This window comes from Longimicrobium sp. (genome assembly GCF_036280135.1).
Taxonomy (GTDB): Bacteria; Gemmatimonadota; Gemmatimonadetes; order Longimicrobiales; family Longimicrobiaceae; genus Longimicrobium.
Genome location: NZ_DASURI010000195.1, coordinates 1 through 5,336, shown reverse-complemented (window position 1 = coordinate 5,336; position 5,336 = coordinate 1). Strand labels below are relative to the sequence as shown.

At 71.3% G+C, this 5,336-nt stretch carries 3 protein-coding genes; all 3 read right to left on the bottom strand.

The genetic code is table 11. The annotated features are described in order from the left end of the window. Positions 1-143: 143 nt before the first annotated feature. Positions 144-1,094 (bottom strand): tyrosine recombinase XerC, encoded by a 951-nt coding sequence (locus tag VFZ20_RS05640; protein ID WP_329682861.1) that lies wholly within the window; start codon positions 1,092-1,094, stop codon positions 144-146. Beyond that, entirely contained in the window at positions 1,091-2,449 is a 1,359-nt protein-coding gene (trmFO, locus tag VFZ20_RS05635; RefSeq protein WP_329682860.1) for a methylenetetrahydrofolate--tRNA-(uracil(54)-C(5))-methyltransferase (FADH(2)-oxidizing) TrmFO, read from the bottom strand. The genes VFZ20_RS05640 and trmFO overlap by 4 nt, the downstream gene beginning before the upstream one ends. 317 nt (positions 2,450-2,766) lie before the next feature. Next, positions 2,767-5,336, bottom strand: a 2,570-nt coding sequence (gene topA / locus VFZ20_RS05630; protein WP_329682859.1) for a type I DNA topoisomerase, incomplete at its 5' end; no start/stop codon positions are given.

The following is a 5,336-nucleotide window of genomic DNA, read 5'->3' as shown; positions in this document are numbered from 1 at the left end:
CCCCTGCCCCCGCTTCGCGGGGGAGGGGGAGAACTTCATCGCACGAGAACTCGCTCACGTGCAGGGGGCTCGTCGAAGTATATACCCTCTCCCGCGCAGTTTGCGGGAGAGGGTGCGAGCCTAGGCGAGCGGGTGAGGGCTCCTCACGCGCGCGGGTGCGCCTGGCGGTACACGCGCTTGAGCCGCTCCTTGCTCGTGTGCGTGTAGATCTGCGTCGTCGACAGGCTCGCGTGGCCCAGCAGCTCCTTCACCGCCAGCAGGTCCGCGCCGGCGTCCAGCAGGTGCGTGGCGAACGTGTGCCGCAGCGAGTGCGTCGACAACCCCGCCTCGCCCGCGACGGCGCGCAGGAACTCGCCCACGATGTTCTGGATCTGCCGCACGCTCAGCCGCTTGCCCGTCTGCCCCACGAACACGGCGCGGGTGTCCGGGCGCGACGCGTTGGCAATCACCGTCTGCCGCGACTCGTAGTAGCGGCGCAGGGCGCGCGACGCCATCGCCCCCAGCGGCACGATGCGCTCCTTGCGTCCCTTGCCCAGCACGCGCACCTGGTCGCCCACAAGGTCCACGCCGGGCAGGCTCAGCCCCTGCAGCTCCGACACGCGCAGGCCGGCGGAGTAGAACAGCTCCACGATGGCCAGGTTGCGCGCGGCGTGAAAGCCCCCCGCCATGGCCCGCTGCGCCGCCAGCTCGAACAGCTTCTCCATCTGCTCGCGCGTCAAAAAGCCCGGGAGCACGCGCTGCTTCTTGGGCGTGCGCACGGAGCGGCCCGGGTTGGCGTCCACCCGCTCGTGCACGTGCAGGAAGTGGTAGAACGAGCGCACGGCGCTCAGCTTGCGCGCGATGCTCGTGCGCGAAAGTCCCCGCCGCGTGCTGCAGTCGCCCATCCACGAGCGAATGGCCAGCCGGTCAACCCCGCCCCACGTCCACTCCGGCGCGCCGTAGTAGCGGTCCAGGAACTCCGCAAACTCGCGCAGGTCGTCCGCGTAGGCGCGCACGGTCTGCGGGCTGAGCTGACGCTCGTGCGCCACGTGGCGCAGGTAGTCGTCCAGCTCGCCCCCGCGCGCGAGCTCCGCCGCCGCGGACGCGTCGCTCATCGCGCCGCCACGGCCTCCACGCCGCCGCGGATGCCGTGCGTCTCCATCCACGCCGCGAAGTCCGCCTGCGCCCGCTGCGACAGGATGGCGCGCTTCTCGTCCTTGTCCTTGACCCGGCGGTCCAGCGGATCCAGCAGGCCGAAGTTGCTGTTCATGGGCGCGAAGTGCTTGGGCTCCGATTCGCGCAGGTAGCGCAGCAGGCCGCCCAGCATGGTTGTCGGCGGCGGGACCACGGGCTCCTCGCCACGGACGATGCGGTCCAGGTTCATGGCCGCCAGGATGCCCGTGGCCGTCGACTCCGTGTACCCCTCCACGCCCGTGATCTGCCCCGCGAAGATCAGCTCCGGGCGCTCGCGCAGGGAGCCGTGGTTCGACAGGCGCGCGGGGAAGTTGAGGTACGTGTTGCGGTGGATGCTGCCCCAGCGCAGGAACTCGGCGTCCTGCAGGCCGGGGATCATCCGGAAGATGCGCTTTTGCTCCGGGATGCGCAGCCGCGTCTGGAAGCCCACCAGGTTCCACAGATTGCCGGCGCGGTCCTCGCGGCGCAGCTGGACGACGGCGTGCGCCCACTTGCCGTCGAACTGCGGCACGGGCAGGCCCACGGGCTTCATGGGGCCAAAGCGCAGCGTCTCGGCGCCGCGATGCGCCATCACCTCGATGGGCAGGCAGCCCTCGAAGTACGGGACGTTCTCCCAGTCGTGCCCGGCGTGCTCCTCGCCCGTCTTGAGCGCCTCGATGAAGGCCTCGTACTGCTCCTTCGTCATGGGCGCGTTCAGGTAGTCACCCTCGGCCTCGCCCCCCTTGCCCCACCGCGACGCGCGAAAGAGCGTGTCCATGTCCAGCGACTCGAACGAGACCACCGGCGCGATGGCGTCGAAGAACGCCAGCCCCTCGTCGCCCAGCGCGCCGCGGATGGCCCCGGAGAGCGCGTCGGACGTGAGCGGGCCCGTGGCGATGATGGCCGGGCCTTCGGGCAGGGCCGCCATCTCCTCGCGGACGACAGTGATGCGGGGATGCGCTTCGATGGCCGCCGTCATCCGCTGGGCGAACTCGCCGCGGTCCACGGTGAGCGCCGTGCCGCCGGGGATGCGCGACTCGCGGGCGCAGGCCAGCAGCAGCGAGCCGCCCACGCCCAGCGCGTCCATCTCCAGCTTGAGCAGGCCGTGGGCGTTGCTGGGGTCCTCGGACTTGAAGGTGTTGGAGCAGACGATCTCGCCCAGCAGGTCCGTCTTGTGGGCCGCGGTGCCGCGCAGGGGACGCATCTCGTGCAGCGTCACGTCGTGTCCGCGCTCCGCGAGCTGCCACGCCGCCTCCGACCCCGACAGCCCGCCTCCGACCACCGTCACTTCCGCCATCGTCGCACTCTCCTGGAAAGATCGAACTACAAACCCGGCCCGTGCACAACCTCGGGCAGTCTGCCGGCCCGCCGAGGGCCCCCTCCCCCCGGCCCCCTGCCCCCGCTTCGCGGGGGAGGGGGAGACCTGCGCCGACGCGCAGATTTCGGCCCCTGTGCAGGCCCCTCGTCGAAGTGTATACCCTCTCCCGCGCAGTTTGCGGGAGAGGGTGGGAGCGACAGCGAGCGGGTGAGGGCCAAACGACCTGCCCTCCCCCGGACCCGGAGGAGGGCAAATACACCGCCGCGCGCGTTCCGTGCGCGAACGCCGCCGCACCCCTACTTCTTGGGGCGTTTCGCGGTGGACTTGGCCGCCGTCTTGGACGCCGTGCGCGCCGTGGACTTGGCCGCCGCCGAACGCGCGGACTTGGCCGTCTTCGACTTGGCCGCGGGACGCTTGGCCGCCGTGTCCGCGGACTTGGCGGCCGACTTGGCCGGCGTCCTGGACGCGCGCGTGCTCTTCGCCGCCGTCTTCGACGCGGACTTGGCGGGCGTCTTGGACACGCGTCCGCCGCGGCCGCGCTTGGCCGGCGGGCCGGCCGCCTCACGCTCCGCCAGGAGCGGGATGGCCTGCTCCAGCGTGAACGTCTCCGGCGGCGTGCCCTTGGGCAGAGACGCGTTCACGGCGCCGTGCTTGACGTACGGCCCGTAGCGGCCCTCGAACAGGTTCACGGGCTCGCCGTCGCGCGGGTGCGCGCCCAGCGTGCGCAGGGGCTCCACGGCCGCCCGCTGGCCCCGCCCGCCCTTAGGCTGCGACAGCAGCTGCAGCGCCCGCTCCAGCCCCACCGTGTAGACGTCGTCGTCCTTGGCCAGCGAACGGAAGTCGCCCTCGTGGACAACGTAGGGACCGAATCGGCCCACGTTGGCCTGGATCTCCTTGCCCGTCTCCGGGTGCGTGCCCAGGGTGCGGGGCAGCGCCAGCAGCTTGAGCGCCATCTCCAGCGACACGTCCGCCGGGTTCATCCCCTTGGGCAGCGACGCGCGCTTGGGCTTGGCCTTGGAATCCTCCTCCGCCTCGCCCAGCTGCACGTACGGGCCAAAGCGGCCCTGCAGCAGCAGGATGGGCTTGCCCGTCTCCGGGTCCTTGCCCACCACGTCCGGGCCGTCCGTCTTGGCCTTGATCAGCTGCTCCACCTGCTCCGGCGTGAGGTCCGCCGGGGCAATGCCCTCCGGCAGTGACGCCGTCACCGTCTCGCCGTCCGCGCCGATCTCGGCGAAGGGGCCAAACCGGCCGATGCGCACGCGGGCGCTCAGTCCCTCCAGCATCACCGTGGACGCCTCGCGCGGATCGATGCCCTCCTGCCCGCGCTTGACCCGCTCGTCCAGCCCCTCGGGGCCAAAGAAGAAGTCGCGCAGGTACGGCAGCCACTCCGCGCCCCCCTCGGCGATGTCGTCCAGCTCCTCCTCCATCTTGGCCGTGAACTTGGTATCGACCAGGTGGGGAAAGTTGTTCTCCAGCAGCCCCGTGACGGCGAACGCCGTGAACGTGGGAACGAGCTGGTTGCTCACCCGCTCCACGTAGTCGCGGTCCACGATGGTGCCGATGATGCTGGCGTACGTGCTGGGCCGGCCGATGCCCTCCGCCTCCAGCATCTTCACCAGCGTGGCCTCGGTGTAGCGCGCGGGCGGCTGCGTGGTGTGGCTCAGGGCCTCCAGCGCGCGCAGGGCCACGTCGTCGCCCGGGGCCAGGGCCGGGAGCGGCTCGTCGCGGTCCTCCAGCGCCGCCTCGGGATCGTCCGAGCCCTCCACGTACGCGCGAAAGAAGCCCGGGAAGTCGATGCGCCGGCCCGACGCGCGGAAGGTGGCGTTGTCGGCCTGGATGGTGGCCGTGAGGTACGTGAGCCGCGCCTCGGCCATCTGGCTGGCCACGGTGCGCTTCCAGATCAGGTCGTACAGCTGCGCGTCGCGCCCCGTCAGGCGCAGCTCCTCCACCGTGCGCATCTCCGTGCCGGCGGGGCGGATGGCCTCGTGGGCCTCCTGCGCGCCCTTGGACTTGGTGGTGAACTGGCGCGGCTGCGGGCTCAGGTACGGGTCGCCGTACAGGCGGCGGATGCGGTTGCGCGCGGCAGTGATGGCCTGGTCCGAGAGGTGGACGCTGTCCGTACGCATGTACGTGATCAGGCCCTCCTCGTACAGCCGCTGCGCGATCTGCATGGTCTCGCGGGCCGAGAGGCGCAGCTTGCGGTTGGCCTCCTGCTGCAGCGTGGACGTGGTGAAGGGCGGATACGGACGGCGCACCGTGGGCTTTTCGTCCGTGTCGGCCACCTTCCAGCTCGCCGCCTCCAGCCGCCCGCGCAGGGCCCGCGCCTCGTCCTCGCCCAGCAGCGCCACGTCGCTGGACTTGAGGCGCCCCGTGTTCTCGTCGAAGTCGCGGCCCGTGGCCACCCGCTTGCCGCCCACCGTGGCCAGCACGGCGCTGAACGGGGTGATGCCGCGCAGCAGCGTCGCCTTCAGGTCCCAGTACGTGGCGGAGCGGAACGCACGGCGCTCGCGCTCGCGGTTCACCAGCAGGCGCACGGCCACGGACTGCACGCGGCCGGCGCTGAGCCCCGTCTTGATCTTCTTCCACAGCAGCGGGCTCACCGTGTAGCCCACCAGGCGGTCCAGGATGCGCCGCGTCTCCTGCGCGCGGACGAGGTCCTCGTCGATCTGCCGCGGGCTGGCCAGGGCAGCGCGGATGGCCTCGGGCGTGATCTCGTGAAAGACGATCCGCGAGATGGGCACCTTGGGATTGAGCACCTGCACCAGGTGCCACCCAATGCTTTCCCCCTCGCGGTCTTCGTCCGTCGCGACGATGAGCTCGTCGGCGTCCTTGAGCAGCTGCTTGAGCTCCGAGACGACCTTGGCCT

Bases quoted from the DNA above. Each gene is read 5' to 3' on its own strand.
- VFZ20_RS05640 (WP_329682861.1), bottom strand. From the start codon at position 1,094: ATGAGCGACGCGTCCGCGGCGGCGGAGCTCGCGCGCGGGGGCGAGCTG.
- trmFO (WP_329682860.1), bottom strand. From the start codon at position 2,449: ATGGCGGAAGTGACGGTGGTCGGAGGCGGGCTGTCGGGGTCGGAGGCG.